Genomic DNA, 17,603 nt, shown 5'->3' with positions numbered 1-17,603 from the left:
TCGGGGTCAGGCATGGTGATGCTCCTGCCGGCGCGCACAGAAGCCCCCTGGCTCCAATCTTGCCGACCATGTTTACGTAACCATACCAGAATGGTCGAATTGCCCTGAATGCCATATCGGGCTTGTGCTTGCTGGCAACTGAGCTCGCCTTTTTCAATCTGCTCGACCAGTGCCAGTTTAAAAGTCAGTGAGTAATCGCGCTGTGTCCGTTTCACACCTTGTCCCATCGGGTTCTCCATTTATTGGGGGGGAAAGGTGTAAACCATATTCAGGACGGGACACTAACCAAGTGTCCGGATTTAGTTGACCACTACAGCCTGCTAGAAAGCACCAAGTGTAGCGTTCATCTGGGGTAGAGAGGAGGTAATGACATACAGGTTGATTTGGGAAAAAACGGCAAGAAAATCTCAAGAGTAATGCTATTTGTGCTGAGGGAAATTTAGACTAATAGCTGAATAAGTGGACTATGTGCCTGTATAAGATAAAAACAAATGTGAGTTCAGATTTGACGAACGTCAAGGATTCATACAAAGACTCATCCTTTCTTGTAGTCTCCCAATGATTCAATCAGTTAGTATCTGTCAGATATGAAATGATAGGGTTATACCGTGAGCACAATCTCCCTTCGCAAGGCCCTCGGGGTTTTGGCTAAATCTTCTTCCTTCTCGGTCAAGACGACAACACAACGTCAGAGAGATCTGTTTGATGACCTCAAGGATTATCTCTACGTTACACCCGAAATCGAGCATGACTTTGAGAAGTGTCTCCGTGCATTGCTGCCTGGTGAATGTGTGTTTTTATGCGGCAGTAGTGGTGATGGCAAATCTGAAATATTGTCACGTAGCTATGACCAATATAAAAACAGATATACCTTCCATCTGGATGCAACCCATAGCTTTTCGCCTCATCAATCAGCAATCGATGCGCTAAACGAACTCTTTGATCGTGCAGGAGACGGGGCTCAACCCCTGGTGGTTGGTATCAATATCGGTATGCTGGCCAACTTTGCCAAAGAAGGGGCTGAGCGGCACAGTGAGTTGCGTGGCGTGATCGAGCGTTTTTTGGATAGTGGCGAGAGAACGCAAGGGGCATATCACTTTCTGGATTTCGAGTCCTATCCAAAATTTCGTTTTAATGATGACGCTGGCAGCTATTCAAGCTTTATGCGTCAACTGCTCAAGCGGTTAACTCAGCCAACCGATGACAATCTGTTTCATGCTATTGCCCTTGCAGATGAGCAACGCCAACGCGACATGCGCCTCATCGCCAATTTCAGGCTGTTGGCCAATGAGCACGTGCAAGAGATTATCATTACCACGCTGTTCAAAACCCGTTTGATCAAGGATCAATTCATTACGACTCGCGCCTTGCTGGATCTGCTCCATCAGCTTCTGGCCGGGGAGCATTACCTCTTTGACAACCTGTTTCTGGCTAAAGACAGCGAGCTAAGCCTGCGTCTTGCTGACTTTGATCCTGCCTTGATTCATACCCAAGCGGTAGACCAGTTTGTGCTGCGTTATGAGCTGAATCTACCGGATGAGGCGCTGGATGCCTTTATGAACGAGCTGGCAAAACTGGGGCTCATATTCAACGAGCCTCGTGATAAAGCGGGTCAAGCCGCATCCCTTCTGCGCCTTTTTTATCTGCTTAAGGACTGTGACCTTGGCAATAACTACCATCACCAATTCAAAGTCGATTTTGAAGAGCAGGTACTTGAACACTATGCCACTGTCTGGCTGCAGCATAGTCAGTATCTTGGGGAGGGTGGAAGCCAGCTGGCCTTGCGCAATTTCTATGTGAAAGCGCTGATCCCGGCCATTTTTGTGTATGCCAACCGCAATGCCCCTGAGTTGTCAAAGCGAGAGCTTTCTCTTGGTCAATTTGGCCAGTGTCATGTCGCGGCACCTGTCGAGCTGAAAGCTGATTACAGCGCAATTCAGCGTCAGCATGTCGAGAAACACGATCATTTCAGCGCCTATCTGAAGGTTGATGATCAGCCCTTGGCACCAATGGCAATCAACCTCAATCTGTTTGAGCTGATCTGCAAGCTCAACAATGGCTATCGACCAAACAAGTACGACAAGAATGCCATCGTGTTGCTTGATGAGATGGTTGAGCAAATCCGCGCTGTCGCTAAAAAGAGCCCTGTTCTTCACTATTACGAAGGTGATCAGCATTACCGTCTTGGTTTGGATGACGGCATGATCACTGTAGAAGGAACCAGATAGCCATGTCTCTGTATCCAATTCCTGTCGGATTAGCTCCGGTTGATAAAAACAAGCTCACCAACTACTGGCCCATTCGCAACAAAGGCAATGAGTTTGACTGGGATACCGTGACAGGTGTCGTGCTCGGGCTTTCCTTGCGCAAGCAGGTGACGGCCTATGAATTCGAGCAGTTTAAGGAGGAGTGCAAAGCCCGGTTTGCAGGCAAGCTCGACGATCCTGATTTTTGGCAGGTGCTTGAGCGAGCCTATTTTTCAAATGATGCACTCTTTCATATTTCACCGCTGTTCCTGTTGTTCAAGGCCAAAGGGAAGAAGAGTGGGCAAGCCGATCTCAGCGCACCAGATACGCGGTTGTGCAAATTGTTTGCAGGTCTGTTGGGGGATTTCTTCCTGGAAGATGCGCTCGATGACAAGCTCAACTTTGTCGAGCAAGAACTGTTGTCCGTTTTGCAAGGCAGGCTGCAAAGCGGCAGCTTGGTAAAAAATGAGGATGAGCAACCTTATCTACCTTTTTTGAATGCCGTATTTCGTGAAGATATTCGCTTTTTGGCTGCGCATCCCCAGTATCTGCTGCAAGCCTTGCCTGGCACGCTCAAGCTGTATGCCTTTGCTTACTGTGCTCAGCTGGCACTGAATGTGACCGATTGGCAACATGAGCCCCAAAGCAAGCCTCTCTACTTTATTCTCGATTCGGAAAAGGCCAGCTCTGAACGTACTTCGGTAAAACGTTCTGGCTACAAGCTGCTGGCTGCTGCCAGCGAGCGGGTTTTCCCGCTGCTTTCCGCCCTTGACGTGCTCCAGTTGCCAGGGGATGCCAAGAAAAGACCGCTTTGGCAGGTTTATCACGATGCCACGCAATATGCTGACCAGACTCAGTTGCTGGAAGATTTGAACAACTATCTGCAGGCCTTTAGAGAGAAGCGTGGGTTACGGCCTGAGCGCCCTCTCACAAACAGCGTGGCAGAAGCCTTTGAGCAGCTCAAAGAGTTGGCTCTGGAGCAATTCCGTGATGCCAATACCTCCCGTGGCGGCGTGAACAAGAAATATGTCAAAGAGCTGGAGGAGAAGCTGCTCAGTGATTTTATTCAGGCACGGGGGGCCGCTGGCCGCACTCTGGTGCTGAATCAGGATCAGCTGTTGCTGTTGACCAATCTCACCATCGGCAAGGCCGACAAGCTGCGCCTGCACGATCTGCGCAAAGGCTTCGAGCAGCGCGGTTTTTATCTTGATAACCAGTCATTGCAGCAACTGGTCAGCTTCTATGAGCGCATGGGCAATGTAGAACGAATGAGTGACAGTGGAGACGCCGTATATGTCCGCAAGACCCTTTGAGCATTTTCTGGCCGAACGTTTCATCGAGTGGGTCAGTGCCGACATTGAACCCGGCTCTCGTTACCAGTTCAAATCCCCCAGTGCAGAAAACGGTCTGGTGCTCTATCAGTCACTGGTGACCTTTGCTGCCACAAATACTCTTGCTACGGCCGATGGCATTGACCTGCCATACGTAGAGTGCAATGGCGTGCGGGTTTTACCTGTGTTGCATGGTGAGGCTCCGGGATTTACCGAAAACTACATTTCCCGTTTGCGTGATCTGGTCGCAGGGCGCAGTGCAGAATTTGAAAAAGCTGCCCTGCTCATTATCCACAACAGCATGCTGGATACTCTGATCAACAGTGCGCTTGATTTGGGGGCGCCCGGTGCTGTCTGGCATCCGGATAGTCTCTCGCAGCAGCTTGGCGCGCTGATTGATGTTGGCAGCAGTAACAAGGAGCTGTCAGCCTGCCTGCTTGAAGAGCAACTGGCCCTCATCACCGAAGAGGGGGCGACTGTATTTGGTTTTGCTCCTCTGTTTAGTGCACTTGATCAAGATGGTGTTCTGGAGTTTGATGAGCTTCAGCTATTCAATGACCCGGTCATTTTGAGCTGGAGTGGCAAGAAGGCCCAGATCAGCAAGCGGCTCCAAGCAAACCGTAAGCTGCGACGCGAGATTGAAGATGCGGTTGAGCATTATGATCTCGATCAGCTCGAGAGTGTCCTGAAAGAGTTCAGCGCCAAGTTTATCCGCCAGCATTTTCAGGATGAGAGCTGGCGTGATCTGGAATTCGAGGCCTACCTCAAAGAGATTGACGCCAACAAAGCGCAAAAGTTGCTATTGGAAGAGGTGGCCGTTGACAGTGGTTCACTGCAACAAAGAGCCAAAAGCCAGAGCAAGGCGGGACAACGTGACCTGAGTCTGCTGATCCAGCTCCCGCCGGGAGAGAAAACCCTCAACCTCTCTTTGACCTTCATCGGTAATGATCTGGACGAGAGCCAGTTCAAACTGATGCACAATGGGCCGCTCAAAAATGCGGTCACTTATTCTGTCAGCCGTGTCGGTGGTAAACGTTGCTGGGCGACGGTGACCTTGCCCGTCACAGGAGAACCCACCTTTTTTAGCCTTGAGCTTAAACGCGATAACCGCTCCGAAGAGTACAAGTTCCGCTGTCTAGTGGTAGAGCAGGGGGATTTCTATTTCGATGAGTTGCTGCACTGCTTCCGAGTTGATGCGGGCAAGAAGTGGCTGACCCTGCTGCTGGAAGAGAACAAGTTCAAGGTCAACCCAGAGCAAGACGCCATCATGCATCTGGTTGACGATGAGGGCGAAGTGGACTGCAGCGCCTGTGGCTGGGTGAACTTTGATGCGCTGGCCGAGCAGAGCGAACAAATCCAGTTTGAGCTGGTCAATGGCGAGCGTCGCTTGCCCATCAATATTGAAGGCCCGGCCGCCGATGAGAGTATTTGCGTTCCGCTGCTGTTTGACCGGGACCGTTTCGCCAAGCTGCTCAGAGATGACCGTAATGCCGAGTATCTGCGGGCCAAAGGCAAGATCATTTTCGATAACAGCGAAAGTGGTGTGGCCGGGATCCGCCAGCAGCTGCTGAACCTCGAAGCTAGGATTGTTGATGAACGGGCCTTGTATATCGGTCTGACTGCCGATCCAATGCCACTTGCGGCGATTAGTGCAAGGTTCCCTGATTTGCATGGCGCTTATGCCGCCCTGTTTGACTATCTGCAACACCATAAAACCTTGCCGAGCCTGGTGGCCTGGGGTGACAGCTATTGCGCCCTGGTGCAGCGGGTGCTGGATGCCTACGAAGCGGCATTAAGCGAGATACCGACCAATGCGGTGTTGGCGCTCGAGCACAAACAGTTGATGCGCATCGGTCTGTGCCGCCAGGATGAGTGGCACCGCCTTAGCCCGCTGCACCCCTTGGTACTTGCCTATCACCTGCAACTGGTGGCCGAGATAAAAGCCGATCGCGATGAAGATGGCGTCAGCTCTTTTGCCGAATTGCCAGAGGTGACCCGCGAGCGCCTGGTGGCATCTGGCTTGCTGCCTTTCGTCTATGACAATGACTCTGGTTACGCCCATTTGCTGCCGGTGCGGGAGAACAGCTTCTGGCTCGATGTAGTGCCACAAAAGCAGGAGAGCTACAGCTACATCAAGCGTCTGGTGCGCGACAAACTGGCCGAGTTTACCCAGGCCTATTCCCGGCTGTTCAGTGCCGGGGCCAAGAGCACCCTGATCGTCAATGCCATCAATCAGGCGAGTGCGGCAGAGCTCTTCCTCGGTTTGATCGAACACTTCAAGCTGCACAAAGAGCAGGCGATCGCCATTCATGTGAACTTCTACGATGAGCGGTTGCAATTCAATGACTTCGACCGCTTTGCCGAAACGGCCGCTTATGACGAGCTGAAAGCCTGGCTTGGCTTGAACACCACTGCGCTGCGTGCTGAGGCCGATATGTTGATCGACCTTATCCGCAGCCGTTTGACCTACAGCAAGTTCACCCTGCCAAATGAGCGCGAGCAGTTTGCCTATGCCCATCTGGCGTTCTTCCGCAACCAGGAGCCGGTAGAGTGCCATCCCATCAATACCGATGAGGCACTGAGTGGTGTGTTGTGTGATGGTTTGATCGCCGGGGAAGCGGCCGAAACTAAAGGGGCGGCCTATTTCACCGCCTTTGGTTTGCGTGGCGTGCCCTATCAAGGGGTGCAGTCGCTGCGGGTGGCCCGCCTGTTGGGCAACCTGTGGCAACCGGCCAGCCAGAGCAATGCCCAGTATCTGGAAACCAGCCTGGGGCTGGCGGTCAGTGCTGATTTCAAGGCACTGCTGACCCGCTCTTATGACAGCGCACTGTGGACCACCATCATCGATCCCAAGGTGACTCTAGATTTCTTTACCAGTCAGCAGGATGTGGTGCTGATCCACTACTCGGATCAATACACCAGTGCGGCCGGTTATGACGCCATCACGGTGACCAAGCAGGTAGACCTCTTTAAACGCTTGCTGCAAAAAGAGGGTCACGGACAAGGGGAGACGCTGCTCTCCGAATTCAATGCCTTCAACGGCGAGTGGCTGCTCAAGATGCTCACGGCCAACGACAAGGAGCGCAAAGAAAAGAACGGCATCATCGGTGCTTACAAGTTTGTCTCGGCCTTGTTGCGGCAATCCGATATCTGCTGGGTCCCCCTCTCCGTGGCCGAGATGATCCGCGTCTCCGGCAATGTTGGCCTCAAGATGAGCGACAGCGAGTTCTCCCGTCAGGTGCATGGGTATCGCAAAGGGGCCATTTCCGATGACGTGCTCTTTGTCGGCTTCAAGGGCAAGCAACTCTATCTGCTGCCTCTGGAGGTCAAGACCGGTGTCAGACCTGACTTTGCCTATGCCGGGCAACAGGCGCTGGAGCTTAAACGTTACCTGATGGAAGAAGTACTTGGCCCCAACACTCTGGCCGCACGGCTCTACCGTGGTCTCTTTATTCGCCAGGTGCTGATGCAGGTCGACAAGCTTTGCCTCTATCAGGTGATGCAGCCAGCGCAGCTTGCACCGTTGTTGACCGAGCGGGAGTGGTGGCTCAAAGGGGAATATACCCTGGCCAGCGTGCCCGACTATCCCGAAGGCTTTGTGGTCGCCCATATCGAAAACGACAGCTTCTTTGTGCCTCACTACCAGATGACCGAGCGGGGCGTATTGCAGGTTGAACTGCCCTACGCCTTGCTGGGTAGCCTTATTCAGGCCAGCAGCGCTCCTGCGCTTGATGAGCTGGTGACCCTGTGCCATGTAGACAAACAATATCTGCTGGGGCCCAGAGAAGAGGTGGCAGGGCCTGAATCTGGCTCTCACCCGCAGCCAACAGAAGGGGGCAATCAGGCGGTGGATATGGCGCCAGTGGCACCAACCACTGATACCCAAAACTCCGGTCCGGTTCCCCCTGTTGCAATGGAAGACGAGCCGACCGGCAAGCTGACCGAGCCCATGCGTATCCTGTTTGGCCACGAGGCGCTTCGGCAAACGCCGCTCTATTGGGAGCCCACCAATACCGCCCGTTTTATGAATACCAATACCGGCATAATTGGCACCATGGGCACCGGCAAAACCCAGTTTACCAAGTCGCTGATCACCCAGCTGATGCGCCAGCAAGACAATAACGTCGAGGGCGCACGGATCGGCCTGCTGATCTTCGATTACAAATCTGACTATGTGGATGATGCCTTTAGTGAGGCCAATCAGAGCAAGCGGCTGCGGTTGTATCGCTTGCCGTACAATCCGCTCTCGCTCTATGGTGATATGCCGATGTTGCCGGTGCATACCGCGACCGGGTTTGCCGAGACCCTGGCCAAAGCCTTCGGCCTCGGGCCTAAGCAGCAGCTACGGCTGCGCAAGTTGATCCTCGATGCCTATGATCTGTCGGGGATCAGCAGGTCTGACGCCAGCACCTGGTCAAGGCCTGCACCCACCTTGGCTCAGGTGTGGGATCTCTATCTTGAGCAGGAAAAGGTGGAGGAGGACTCTCTCTACGCGGCGCTTGACTCACTGGTCACTTACGAGATCTTTGAAACCATGCCGGATAAGGTGAGCTCCCTGTATGAATTGCTCGATGGTGTGACGGTGATCGAGCTAGCGGGCTACTCACCCCAGATCCAGAACCTGGTGGTAGCCCTGACGCTGGATCTTTTCTATTCGCAGATGCAAAAACGCGGCAAGCCGCAAGTCAACGGCGATTATCGCCAGATAACCAAGATGATCCTGGTCGACGAGGCCGACAACTTCATGTCGCAGGACTTCCCCAGTCTGCGCAAGATCCTGAAAGAGGGGCGTGAGTATGGGGTGGGGGTGATCCTCTCAACCCAGGACTTGAATCACTTTAAAACCGGGGAAAACAACTACGGCTCTTATATTTTGACCTGGGTGGTGCATCGCGTTGCCGAGATCAAGAATGCCGATATCAAGGCCATCTTTAATAAAGATGATAAGACCGAGCAAGAACAATTAATGGAAACCATCCGCAAGCTAGATAAACACTTTAGTCTCTATATCGATGGAGATAAAAAGGTTTCTATGATGCGGGATAGAGCGTTTTGGGAAATAATTAATAATTAATATTTGGTGTGAAAAATGGAAATAATACCTGAAAGTAAAAATCTTGAAAAAATCCTATCTGGTCTTGAGACTAGTTATGTTGTTCCTGATTATCAACGAGATTATTCTTGGTCTCCAAATGAGGTGGAAACTCTTTGGGTTGATCTTAATAATGCTCATGATCAGTCTTCTGAATATTTTATGGGAACGATAGTTCTTAAAAAAAATGATACTAAAGATGATTTATTTGACATAGTGGATGGTCAACAACGATTAGCTACTTTTTCAATTTTATTTGCCGTCATTGTGTCAATATCAAAAGCATTTCCTAGCTATCCAGAAATATTTAAAGACACACCAAGAAATAAGGAAAATCTCGAAAAGGCCAACAGAATTACGACTATTGCGATCAATAGACTTAGAGAGGCGAGTGAACCTGATAATTATTTCCTAAAATTAAATAAGAAAGATAATGTATGCTTTCAGCATATAGTAAGAAACTTAGATGATGTTCTTCATAGTGATGAGCAATTAAGAATTAACAAATCAGATAAACGATTGATTAAAACAAAGAAAACATTCTTTTCTTTAATTAAAGATACTATTACTGGAGATGACGCGATCTCTAAGCTAAATAGTCTGCTTGTTCATATGGTTAAGAAATTAAAGTTCATAACTATAGAAGTGAAGACAGACTATGACGCATTTTTATTATTTGAGTCATTGAATTCAAAAGGGATGGATTTAAGTGTATCGGATTTAGTTAAAAACAAAATATTGATGAAGTCTGCTGGTGATGAAGAGCAGAGTGATCGATTGCTTGCAAATTGGGATGACATGATAAATCTAGTTGAGTCTAGTCGTTTATCACCTGTGGATTTTCTTCGAGTGTATTGGGAGGCAATAAGAGGCATAAATACAACTAAGAAAGAACTCTACAAGTATATTAGCAAATATATTGATAGTAAGAATATAGATGTTGATTCATTTTCAGGCGATTTGTTAGAGAAAGCGAGTCAATTTTCAGAATATGCAGCAGAAAATCTTGCTTTTCCTGAATGTAAGCATAATAAAGAAAAGTATCTTGGGTTCTGTGGTGAAATAAATACAATGAAGTACACTACCTGCTACCCATTAATTATGTACACTATAAATAATAGACCGGAATTTTTAGAGGAAATAACTCGGGTTAGTCTTTCATTTCTCTTTAGATGGATCACAATTGGCGATTATTCTGTCGGTGGTGCAAAAAAGGTATTTGACTCTGTTATCCGAGAGATGAAAAAAGAAGAAGCTACACTTAATGATGTGTTAATGCCCTTCTATGCTCATAAAGATAAAATCGGTGATGACGCATTTATTGAGGCGATGAAAAAATTCAAAACTCAAGATAACCAGCTGGCAAAATATATTCTATCAAAATTCTATATTTGGCATGCTAATGGTGAGTCAATCCCTAATTATTCCGAAGTACATTTAGAACATGTTATTCCACAACAGCCTGAATTATGGAAAAAAGAGGGGGTTTTTCATCCTTCTGAAGGGACGCAAATAAATGACTTCATCTATTGCATTGGTAATATGACTCTGTTAAATAAATCTATAAATCAATCAATAAAAAATAAAGTTTTCATTGATAAAGTCATCGAATATAAGGGCTCTGTATTCCCAGAAACCAAGAAAATATATGAAAAATTTAACAGCGGACAAATGTGGAGTGTTGCCTGGATCGTGGAAAGAGGTGAGATGATCGCAAATGCAGCACCAAAAATATGGATGCTATAAATATCATAATCCCGACTTGTAATATTTTTTCCATACTTGAAACTGCATTTCTCGATCACTATATGATTCACCATCATCCATTCGCTTAAAATATGAAATCCGGGACCTGACACCATCAGGCTCCCGGAAATTTTCGCCTCTCTCTGATCTTGGATAGATATCGAGTACTTGGAGTAGTTGACTAAGTGCAACAACTTTGGGGTTGCTAGCACTAATTTTCTCTCCACAACGCTTAAGATCCTGATAAACAATCAAGGCTAATCTGTATTCATCTTCCGTCCATGGAAGATTTTTACGTTTTTTTTCAGTCATATGGCTTTGGTAAAATCGCTTAGACTACGGTGATTACGTAGTGAAGCTATACCATCTTCCACATGAGCAGCCCAGGCTTTTATCCACTCTTTATGATCCAGGTCAGGATAAATCATCTGGAGGGTGAGCTCGGTAACAACCAGTGTTTCTCCCAGCCAGGTGATTTTGTCGAGTACCAGGTTGCCATCCAGCTTTTTATGATCAGGGTGGTAGCGAAAATCAGTTTCCACTGAGCGGAAAAAAGCCAGACGTGCGGCCACATTGGGCGTGATCCCTGTATTGGCTTTAAGTCGTTTAAGCTGCTCTTCCGTTTGGCGGGTAAGCTGCATGCGATTCGGGAGCATTAACAAACCTCCTTGGCTTGCACTTGGACAGGACTCTCTTTCCAGAAATAGCCCTTGGTCAGTTTTGATGACTTGGTCAGCGCATCAAAGCGGATCTGATAGGCATGAGAGATATCATCAGCAAGAGCACTGGCAAAATAGCGTTCATCCACTTCGGTATCAGTCGACAGTAATATCACCTGATGACTGGCATAGGGGAAGTAGTGATGAATCAGCTTGTCTCTATGATGTGAGTCAAGGCGCCCCAGCGGGGTATCAATAATGACCGGCAGTTGTCTACCAGATGTTTTAGCCAAGGCTTCCAGGATCGCGATGGCATAAATTTGCTTCTCACCGGCAGAGAGCGACTTTCTATTGATAGCAATCCCAGCTTCGTCTACCAGCTCCACATCAAAGGTGTGAGGATTGATCCTGGCTTTAATCTGCAGATCTTCTTTTCTAGCCAATTTTCGGTAGGCCACTTCAAAATTCTGCTCCAGCGTTTTAACCCGGGCCTGGGTCAATACATCGCTGTATTCATCCAGCAAACTGATGGTCTCATTGGCATATTGCACTGCACTCACAGCACCATATTGTTCTCTGGCTTTATCGTGCAATTTCTGGATCTGGCGGGCGCAATCCAGTTGACTCATTACCGCTTGCTTGGCTTGTTCCAGCAGAGCCTTGTATTTGTGGCGCTCTTCCTGCCGTTGATTGTCCATCTCTCGTAGGGTTTGGAAGATATCCATCAGCTGCTCATCATCCGGTGCTCGCTCAATATTGCTGGCGGCTTGTTCCAGTTGATGTTCAACCTTGGCCAATTTACGACGCTGTGCATCAAATTTGTTCCAAGCCCGTTGGCAATCCTCACTGATTGTCGCGATGACGATGTGAGTCTCGCGCTCCGAGATATCAAAGAGGACTTCACCTTGCGGCTTGTTGGCCATAAAGCTGTCAAGCTGCTCTTCGATCGCCTGGGTTGTGATGGCCAGCGTCTCTTTACCTTTAAAGCCGATATTGGCTTTAAGCTGTTCGAGAAAAATATGGAGCTCTTGGGAAAAGCTGCGAGCCCTTTTTATCTCTATTTCTTTGGCCAGCTGTTGCTGCAGTTTGGCCATGGTGTTGGGGGCCAGTGCAAAGGGGAGGGAGCCATCACATTCATGGCGCAGACTCTTTTCAAGCTGTTCTTTTTCTTTTACCAGTTCAGCAACTTTCTGCTGCTCCTGATTTTTTGTCCGCGCAAATGCACCACCTTGTGCTGCCAGCATGGCTTCATATTTCTGAATATCCTGGGTAATCAGGCCAATCCTTGCCATCACCAAGTCAGCTTCAAATCGATAATGCTCGGCCTGTTTGGCAAACTGCTTTTTATTCTGCTCCAGCTCGGCTAATTTGTGCTGTTGTTGGGTACCCAGCTCTTTGGCTCCTTGCTGCTTTAAATAGATGCCAAGGTCGGTGCGCAGTTTGGCGATCAGGTCAAGGCCCAGCAGGCGGCGTACCGCGGTCTGCAGAATCTTGCCCGATTCATCTTCTGCCAATGAGGCTATCTTCTCGCCATCAAAAAAGAAGAGATCAGCAATACCGTGCGGGATTAACTCATTGAGAAAACCCTGGCACTGCTCATAGTTAAGCTCGTCCAGCTCGACCCCGTTTTGCAGCAGTTTTAGCCTATCTTTTTTATTGCGATTCCAGCTGCGAATAACGGTAAATTCAGACTCAGTGCCCCCTTGGTTATAGGTAAACACGAGTTCAATCGAGGCATCTTTAGGTTGCTGAGAGACGCTGACGCCGTTATGGATCAGTGCAGTAAGTTGGTCAATATAGTCCTGATTGTGGATGAGGTTATCAAAGGCCAGACGTCCATATAGTGCTAAACGGATGGCTGACAAAATCGACGTTTTGCCTGCGCCGTTGAGGCCACCAAACAGCACGATAGGCCTATCATGTCGCTCATATTCGCGTTTTTGTGGGGTCAGCTCTATTTCGTGGTGACCACGAAATACACGAAAGTTATGCAAGACTAACTTCTTAATGATCATTTTTTACTGCCTCACTAAACAGTGCTGCCATATCGTCGGCTTGTGCCAATTGCTTTTGCAATTCAGCAAGCGACTGTTCAATTTGTTCCACTTCTTCTTGATAGAGATCGCGCTCATTGCGCTTTTGTAATTGTGCCTGTTTCTGCTCTATGGCTTCGAGGCTGCCCCAATCCTGTTTCAGGATGGTTCCTATTTTGGCGAAGACGCCTTGGCGGCGGCTAAGCCCTTCAAGGGATATTTCGAGCTCTATCAGCTTCATCACCATCTCGGGCTCGACATCATAGCCCTGGCTTAGTTGTGCCAGCAGCTCAGCATCGCTGGCGTTAAAGCGTGACTGATCGTCGATTAGCCAGTCGAGGTCTTCGCCATACACTTCCCGATATATAGCTGGCAGTGAGTCATTCCAATCCGGTTCGTTAGGGTCAGTTAACCACTCTTGGCGAATCGCATGCAGCTCCGGCTTGGTGATCAGAGTAATGGTGTGGCCACGCAGGTTGAGGTCACGTTCCATCTCGAGCAGCTCTTTAAGCCACTCTTGGCGGTATTTCAGCCAATAAGGGCCGGGGACGTGCTTGCGTTCTGCGCTAAGCTCTTCACCCTCTTTGGCATATTGGTAGCTCACCTTGCCGGTGCGGCGCTTGTAGTTACGGTAGGTATCTTTTTGCGCAGGGTCTGTGGTCAGAGCTAGCTGATTACGAAACTTGAGCAGGGGGATCATCCAGTCTTCGCCGTTTTGGATCAGGCTCTCCATGGCTCGGTCTTTGGTGACCACGGTACAGGTCCAACACCCAAAGCGTGAATTACCACAAGAGGGGGTGCTGTCATCAATGACCAATGGACACTCACCCTGACCTGAGGAGTCCATATAAAGAGTCCAGAGCGGGCGGTTATTGCCGCCCCAGGGATTTTCCCACTCCTCCACATCATCTGGCGCGTATTTGAAGGCGCCGCGCAGCAGTTTCCAGACATCCTCAACATCCCAAGTGTCGATAGGGGTGTAGATGAAGGCATTAGCCAGCGTGGTATGGCGGGCAAGACGGGTTCCATCAATCTTGTGCTTGGCAATGACCTGGGCACGGGAAGCACTCTCGCTGCTGCGAGAGCCGAGCACAACGATCACCTCTTCAAACTGGCTGACCTTGTCTTTGATAAAGTCACTGACCGGGTTGATCTTCATTCGCTCGGTACACCAGCGAAAGCTGCGAGTCGGGGCAGGGTAGCCTTTGCCGAGCAGGTTTACCCAAAACGTCTCATGGGTTTTGGGTACGACAGGGTGAGAGGTAATGGGTAACGCATCGCGTTTGGCGCCCTTTTCGATTTGATCCATGGTCCGAATGATCAAATCGACGACAACAGGGGTCTCGACCAGGGTGTCTGATGACACGACAAAGACATCTTTGTGGCGCATTTCGGGCGGTAACCCCAGCAGTGCCAGATAGACCAGCGTCAGCACAGCAGAAGAGTCTTTACCTCCGCTATAACCAATGACCCAGGGTCGTTTGTCAGCGCAGTAGATACGTTGTACTTCAGCTACATACTCGGCCAGTGGGCGGCCGGCAAAGGGCTCGGTATTGATGAAATCTTCGTAATCGGCCAGATCATGGGCCTGAATCAAGGGGTTCATTGAGAGACAACCTGAGCTTCAAGTACCTTCTCCTCGGGGGTGAGGGGAAGGTTGAGTGATGTTTTAAGGGCGTTACAGGTAAGCTGGAGCGCTGTGGTGGATTTGCTTAGCTTGCCATGTGACATGGTTCTGCGAATCCATTCCGGGTTGGTTTTGCGCCAATCAATGGTCTTGAGCTTACCAAGGTCTGCTTGCCAGGTATCAGGATGCTCGCTTATCAAAAAGCGGCCGAGCATACCGAGAGCTTGCAGGCCCACGCCGTGAGCATGGACATACTCCTGCCGGAGTTGGGCTGGCGATACTTCTTTTCGACTGGCCATCTGCCAATCCGGCATCTGGTCGTAGACCGCTTTCCAATAGAGAGCAGCAAGCTTGGCCTCTTCATCTGTGCAGCCCTCTTTAGGCCCCTTGCCCAGTAGGGCCCGAGTTGCCTGCTTGATGCTACTTAAGGTGAAGAGCTTGCTGGAGAGCTGGGAGATGCTCGACTTTTCCATCTCAGTAAGCCCGACGAAGGGCTCCATGCTAGTAGCCAAATGGCGAGCAAGCTCAGAGCCTTGATCTCTATGGTCATAGAGCGTTGACAGTGACGGACTGGGTTTGACCGCGTACTTGTTGAGATCAGCAAACATTTGCTGGCTTCGGGTTAACCCTTCATCGACAAAGAACAAGACAGGGATGTTGTCCTGACCCAGTTCGGGGCGCTCTACCAACGCCTCTTCGATAGCTTTACGGCGGTGCTGACCATCGTTGATCAGGATCTGTGCATCCATGGGCACTCGTAAAGTGCCCAGGTTGTTGGAGCCGGGGTGTTCAGCAAACTCGACGTCAACAGCAATTGACGCAGTCAAGGCAGAGAATACGTAATCCTTGGGATTCTCCAAGAGGTATCGCACCATTTCCGGGATCCGAGATTTGTTCAATGTGCGTTGAGCCCGCAATTCAGGGGGGACTTCGCTCTCATCGAAGTTGAAAATTTTGGGGATGATGCGCATCGGGCAGGTCGCGATATAGAAGGGGCGACCGGCTTGTATCCCACGCACTGCGGGGAATGAGTAGCAGTAGTCAGCGTCGAAGTGGTTCATGATGATGCTCCTGGCTAGTCCTGATTCAAGTCTAGATTTACGTCAAAATTAACGTAATCACATGTTGTTATAAGACTGTGGATTATGTTTTAGCGAGGAATAAGTAGTTTTTACGTTATTTTGGGGCGCTGATTTTACTCTTTTACGCTACAAATACGAAAGCCTGAAATTCGCCTTTTTTGCTCTTTGAGAGCTGATTCATATTGTTGGCGACTCAAGTGATGCTCTGTTTCCAGGTCCATCCCAAGCAGTTTGCTCAATCTTTGCTCCAATGCTCGTTGTGCCTTGAAGCTCGGATCATCCGGTGCCATCAGATAGCTTTTGTTGAGCAGTGGCGGCCGGGTCTGCTCATTGATGTAGTCAAAGAAGTTGACCTCCTGATCGGCCATCTTGATCTTGACCCGCTCCACCAGATGGGGGATGGGTTTGCTGAAGTCGTCATACCCCATCAGGCTCACCTTGCCGGAGCGGATGTGCAGCTTGATCACGTCGATATCGGTCAAGTCACCGTAGAGCTGGCAGGCCGCGCCGAGGTAGACACGCAGCAGCGGCGGTAATTGCGCAACAAAGCATTTGTGCAGTAGCAGTGAATGGCCAGGATAGAGCAGGCTGTTGGGTAGCTGTTGATGGGCCAGCTCGCAGGCCTGGTTGATGAGGGCGATATCCGCAATCTGGTAGAGCAGCGTTTTGGCTGCCTGCTGTGCCTGCGGGTTGCCACCGAAAAAGGCTTTGATATCCCGCTGCAGCTCGCTGGGGTACTGGGTATAGGCTTGGCGTTTGCCAAACAGGTTGAGCGCCAGGTAGACCAGCAAATCTTGCTGCCGCTCCAGCTCGGCCTGCTTTAACTGGGCAAGGTCAAAATGCTGGCCAAGCAGGGTCATGGCTTTGCGATGACTGCCTGCTATATCTCTTAACTCGTCGCTTTGTTCAAACTCGTCATTGGCCGGGATTCGCCCAAGGGTCAGCGCCCGCTGCCAGAAGGCTTCAAACAGCGTTTGATGACGAGTGATCAGTAGTGCTGCTGCGGCCTGATTGTTGGGGGTGGGCGAGGTCAGCTGCTGCCAGCTGTGGCTTCGGCGTTGACGCTGTGCCAAAAAGCGTTGCTCTTCGAGCTTGTCTTTGAACACGTAAAAGATGCCGGGCCCAACGGCGATGGCATTTTCATCCAGTGTTTTGTCTATGTAGTGCTTGAGCTCGCTTTGGTTGTAGTAGCGCTGAAAGGTGTTGCGCGAGGTGATGACGCCATCTTTATAAGGGGTGAACTGGGCAATAAAGCTGTCGTTGGCCAGCATGGCCGAGACGACCAGCAGGGTTTGGGTCAGCTCCCAGGCGCCGAGCAGTGCCTCCATTCGCTCATCTTGATCCTCAATCACGTTGATCACAAAACCGAGATTGACCAGATGGGAGACCACCTTCTCGCCATCCGGGCGAAAGTTCGGGTCCCAGCCCAGCGCGTCAATACCGTGTGCTTCGAATTCCCGCAGGTCATCCCCTCGGCCGCAACCGTAATCAAACAGCGCATAGTCGCCGTTGAGATAACCATGGCGTGCCAGCATCTTCATGGGGGCCGAGAGTTCATGACGAACCAGCGCGGTTTTATGGCGATCAATTTGTGGGCCACCCTCTTCGGGCGGCAGGGCGGAGATGCGAAACAGGCGCCCATCAACCAGTTGGTAGCCGTGTCTTGCGATAAGCCGTTCCCACGAGGCTTTGAAGCCAATCATGCGGGGATGTAGTGGTCAACTAAATCCGGACACTTGGTTAGGCCGATCTTCGGCTTTTGCTGGCGGTATCCCATTATTGTGGTG

The 17,603-nt window shown here is 49.9% G+C and carries 9 protein-coding genes and 1 pseudogene; 4 read left to right on the top strand and 6 right to left on the bottom strand.

Features of this window, described 5'->3' with window-relative positions:
• Nucleotides 1-227 (bottom strand): annotated as a pseudogene (locus G5137_RS20325) (IS3 family transposase); the annotation flags it as partial.
• A 381-nt stretch (nt 228-608) separates the two neighbouring features.
• Here G5137_RS20325 and dptF point away from each other — a divergent pair.
• Genes dptF through G5137_RS20305 form a run of 4 tightly spaced genes read left to right on the top strand, consistent with a single transcriptional unit; the run spans nt 609 to nt 10,415 of the window.
• Nucleotides 609-2,228 carry a DNA phosphorothioation-dependent restriction protein DptF gene (gene dptF, locus G5137_RS20320; protein WP_421231551.1) on the top strand — a complete coding sequence of 540 codons (1,620 nt, stop codon included), beginning with the start codon at nt 609-611 and terminating at the stop codon, nt 2,226-2,228.
• Between the two features lie 2 nt (nt 2,229-2,230).
• Nucleotides 2,231-3,559 (top strand): DNA phosphorothioation-dependent restriction protein DptG, encoded by a 1,329-nt coding sequence (dptG, locus tag G5137_RS20315; protein WP_407958481.1) that lies wholly within the window; start codon nt 2,231-2,233, stop codon nt 3,557-3,559.
• Entirely contained in the window at nt 3,540-8,651 is a 5,112-nt protein-coding gene (gene dptH, locus G5137_RS20310) for a DNA phosphorothioation-dependent restriction protein DptH (RefSeq protein WP_421255880.1), read from the top strand. Before dptG ends, dptH begins: the two co-directional genes overlap by 20 nt.
• Before the next feature lie 15 nt (nt 8,652-8,666).
• Nucleotides 8,667-10,415, top strand: a complete 1,749-nt coding sequence (locus G5137_RS20305; protein ID WP_421209237.1) for a DUF262 domain-containing protein — start codon at nt 8,667-8,669, stop codon at nt 10,413-10,415.
• Between the two features lie 308 nt (nt 10,416-10,723).
• Here the strand turns inward: G5137_RS20305 and dndE are convergent, their stop codons facing one another.
• The 5 genes from dndE to G5137_RS20280 all read right to left on the bottom strand — a co-directional run bounded on the left by dndE (nt 10,724) and on the right by G5137_RS20280 (nt 17,519).
• Nucleotides 10,724-11,071, bottom strand: a complete 348-nt coding sequence (gene dndE, locus G5137_RS20300) for a DNA sulfur modification protein DndE (protein WP_216979222.1) — start codon at nt 11,069-11,071, stop codon at nt 10,724-10,726.
• Entirely contained in the window at nt 11,071-13,089 is a 2,019-nt protein-coding gene (dndD, locus tag G5137_RS20295) for a DNA sulfur modification protein DndD (RefSeq protein ID WP_216979221.1), read from the bottom strand. Before dndD ends, dndE begins: the two co-directional genes overlap by 1 nt.
• A complete protein-coding gene (gene dndC, locus G5137_RS20290) occupies nt 13,079-14,713 on the bottom strand; it encodes a DNA phosphorothioation system sulfurtransferase DndC (protein WP_421209238.1) in 1,635 nt (544 codons plus the stop codon). The genes dndD and dndC overlap by 11 nt, the downstream gene beginning before the upstream one ends.
• Complete coding sequence (gene dndB, locus G5137_RS20285) at nt 14,710-15,795, bottom strand: DNA sulfur modification protein DndB (RefSeq protein WP_041209432.1); 1,086 nt, start codon at nt 15,793-15,795, stop codon at nt 14,710-14,712. Before dndB ends, dndC begins: the two co-directional genes overlap by 4 nt.
• A gap of 134 nt (nt 15,796-15,929) precedes the next feature.
• A complete protein-coding gene (locus G5137_RS20280) occupies nt 15,930-17,519 on the bottom strand; it encodes a DNA phosphorothioation-associated putative methyltransferase (RefSeq protein WP_421255879.1) in 1,590 nt (529 codons plus the stop codon).
• Between the last annotated feature and the right edge of the window lie 84 nt (nt 17,520-17,603).

Source organism: Aeromonas sp. 600282 (assembly GCF_049175755.1).
GTDB classification, from domain to species: domain Bacteria; phylum Pseudomonadota; class Gammaproteobacteria; order Enterobacterales; family Aeromonadaceae; genus Aeromonas; species Aeromonas veronii_A.
This window is presented reverse-complemented; position numbering and strand designations above follow the sequence as displayed.